The following is a 3,107-nucleotide window of genomic DNA, read 5'->3' as shown; positions in this document are numbered from 1 at the left end:
AATATGCCCAAAACCAGTAATCCTCCAGATACCTTTTTAAGTGTTTTTGGATTCATTGGTTAATTCATACGGCGACGTGCGAACAATGGCAGTACTATCCCTGCAAGAAGGAGAGCAGAGCCTCCAATTGCCCATGGTGTCATATTCATGCCTGTAACTGGCGAAGTAGCGTTCTTTACTGGTATTGCAGCAGAAGTTACCGCCCACCCAACTGGTGCACCTTTAATTGGGTGAGACAGGGTAGTCCCTTCAATTGTTGCTGGCACTTTATTTAAAGAAAACGTTCCGTCAACTAAAGTATCATAATATTTGCTGTCTGCATTTACTTTATCATCTGTGTAGCTAAACATAACAGCTTTCTCAAACTTGCCAATAATCTCATTCGTTGAAAGATCCGTTACCTTAAACGCGAAATTCATTAAAACAGTTTCATCCTCAGGTGCATTCTTTTGGAAATCAGCTATTGGGCCTTCTAATACTTGGAAATTTACAGGGTTTAAGAATGTGCCCTCAGGGATATCAATTTTAACATTTCCATATGTAATGGAATCAGCTTTGCTAGGATCAATTTCTTTCTCAGCAACGACATTTGGAAAACCAAGCGTTTGGAAATCAGGTACTGCGGCAACTACAGAAGTAGCCAGCAGCGACAGGGACATTAAAAACATTACTACCGTTAAAGTTAATCGTTTCATGCTTACACTCTCCTAATTAAATATTTTTTTGCTACACTTAAGTAAACGATAGGTTTTACAAAACGGTTTGATATTTATATAAATATTTTTTAAAATAGGAATCTTCTAATAATAGTTAGGTGAAAAGGAATTGAATTATTTGACAGTTCATTCCTTCTGCCCTAATGATAGGTAGTAATAATGAAGATTGTTTGGGAGTGGATCAAGTGGGATTGCCAAAGATAAGCGAAAATGGGTTTGTTCCAGAGGGGAAATTTAGACAGCGCATGCTTCTGCAGGATGTAAAAGGAGAAAACGTCTCAACGGGATTGATATCTAGTACATTGGTTATGACAGGTCCAGCTATTATCATCTTACAGGCAGCTGCAGCCGGAGGATTTACGGATCAACAGACCATTAGCTGGATGTTTGCTGTCTATTTTTTCGGCGGATTGTTAGGATTGATGATGGCATTGCGATACAGGATCCCGATTACTGGGGGTCACTCTATTACGGGTGTTGCCTTTCTAGCCACGGTCACAGCGCAATTTACCTATCCACAGTTAATAGGCAGTTATGTGCTATCGGGGTTACTTATACTTTTGATCGGAATATCGGGCCTCTTTACAAAGATTATTAAATGGGTGCCGAAAGAGGTTATTGCTGCGATGCTTGGAGGGCTAGTTACCGGTTATGTAGTGCAATTGGTTCCTGCTGTTAAGGCAATGCCCTTAGTTGGAGGATCCGCAGTCGTCAGTTTCTTTCTTTGTTCAAGATATTTGAAGCGGGTTCCGCCAGTGTTGGCTGCTGTTGTTGTAGCTTTTATTGCGCTGTTATTTACTCAGAAGCTGGAGCCTGCAAAGGAAATTGCCTTTTTCTTGCCCACCTTGCAGATGCCAGAGTTTACTTGGTTTGGGATACTGACAGTAGCGCTTCCTCTCGCTATGCTAATTTTGAGTAATGATGCGGCACCGGGAGTAGGTGCCCTAGAAAGCTCCGATTATAAGCCGCCCATTCGAAAAATCATTTCCATAAGCGGCTTATTTTCCATTATCGCCAGTTTTTTCGGAGGACAAAGCGCCAATATTGCGGGAATGATGACAGCTATATGTTCGGGGCCTGATTCAGGTCCCCGCTCGAAAAGGTATATGGCTTCTGTCGTATCGGGAATTGTCATTATCCTTTTCGGGATTTTCGCTTGGAAAATTGTCCCGTTCATTCAATCATTGCCACAAGCCTTTGTCTCATTACTAGCTGGTTTTGCTCTTATAGGTGTATTGCATTCCAGCATTCAAATGGGTTTTTCGGAAAACCGCTATCGATTAAGCGCCATGGCTGCCTTTATTGTAACGCTATCAGGCATATCCTTTCTGCATATTAGTGCACCAGTATGGGGGCTTGTCTTCGGGGCTGTGCTGGCAAGGACGATAGAAAAGTAAGCGGAAAAGTAATGAAAAATGAGAATATTCTTTCGTATTTCACAATAAGATGAAGTAGTATATGTGGAATGAGGGGATTAGGTTGGGTAATCAGAACACTTTCATTACGAGAGAAATGGTGGCTAATTACAATGAATTAAACCGCAGGAAGAAAGAAATTGAAATGCAATTAGATGAATTAAAAAAGGCTTTTAATCAATACTTTGACATGGCTTTTGGAATAAATGCAAAAGGTGAACTAACGATAGATGACTATAAATTGCAAAGACAAATAAGGATAACAGAGAAATACGAGCAGGAAGCGACAGTTCATCGATTAGAAGAATTAAATCTAATGGACCTTATCCAGAAGAAACCAGATGAAGCAAAAATTAAGTCAGCCTTAAATTTAGGATTTTTAAAGGATGAAGATTTAGAGGGCTGTATAATCAAGAATACAAGTCAAGCCCTTTATGTTAAATACGCGGATTCAAAATAGAGTAAGGGTTTTTGAACGAGCCTCATGGTAAGTAACACCTTGCCATGGGGCTCGAATTACTTTATAGGGTTCCCATCACTTTTTTACCCTTAGGCTGAGTATTGCCAGCATTTGGTTCTAAGGTAATCCCGATTGCATCAAAAGCGTGATCCTTCGGCAGCTGGTAAGTGAGCAAGCCATTCCCGTTTTGGTCGGGTTTCAACGTCCCTGCATTTTGGCGGTTCCCATTTTTTAATAGCCATACTTGATAAACCTCATCGTTATTTGTTATCGGCATATTGTTTAATTCGATAATAAGATGACTTGTGTCTTGACCATCCTGTAAAAGGTAGGCAATCCCATTTGCTGAAGCCGCTAAATCCTGCCCTTTTAAATCAATCGTTTTTACAATTTGCGAAGGAGAAAAGGCTTTGTTTTCTAATGCTGTAATGGAATCTTTCAATTGAAGGTTATGCCAAATCAATCCTGTTAAGCCTATTGCTAAAACTGCCAGTATACCTGCAGATAATGGTGAGA

General features: G+C 40.3%; 4 protein-coding genes. 2 read left to right on the top strand and 2 right to left on the bottom strand.

The annotated features are described in order from the left end of the window. Window positions 1-59: 59 nt before the first annotated feature. Window positions 60-695 carry a hypothetical protein gene (locus V7149_RS07320; RefSeq protein ID WP_335344995.1) on the bottom strand — a complete coding sequence of 212 codons (636 nt, stop codon included), beginning with the start codon at window positions 693-695 and terminating at the stop codon, window positions 60-62. 206 nt (window positions 696-901) lie between these two features. Here V7149_RS07320 and V7149_RS07315 point away from each other — a divergent pair, with 206 nt between their 5' ends. Then, entirely contained in the window at window positions 902-2,113 is a 1,212-nt protein-coding gene (locus V7149_RS07315; RefSeq protein ID WP_335344994.1) for a benzoate/H(+) symporter BenE family transporter, read from the top strand. 82 nt (window positions 2,114-2,195) lie between these two features. Further along, window positions 2,196-2,591 carry a hypothetical protein gene (locus V7149_RS07310; protein WP_335344993.1) on the top strand — a complete coding sequence of 132 codons (396 nt, stop codon included), beginning with the start codon at window positions 2,196-2,198 and terminating at the stop codon, window positions 2,589-2,591. Window positions 2,592-2,652: 61 nt separating this feature from the next. Here V7149_RS07310 and V7149_RS07305 read toward each other — a convergent pair. Beyond that, the coding region (locus tag V7149_RS07305; RefSeq protein WP_335344992.1) for an anti-sigma factor at window positions 2,653-3,107 on the bottom strand (455 nt) is incomplete at its 5' end.

This window comes from Bacillus sp. JJ1503 (assembly GCF_036965125.1).
In the GTDB taxonomy this organism is placed as follows: domain Bacteria; phylum Bacillota; class Bacilli; order Bacillales; family Cytobacillaceae; genus Cytobacillus.
The sequence above is the reverse complement of the archived record's forward strand: the minus strand, read 5'-3'. Positions and strand labels throughout refer to the sequence as shown.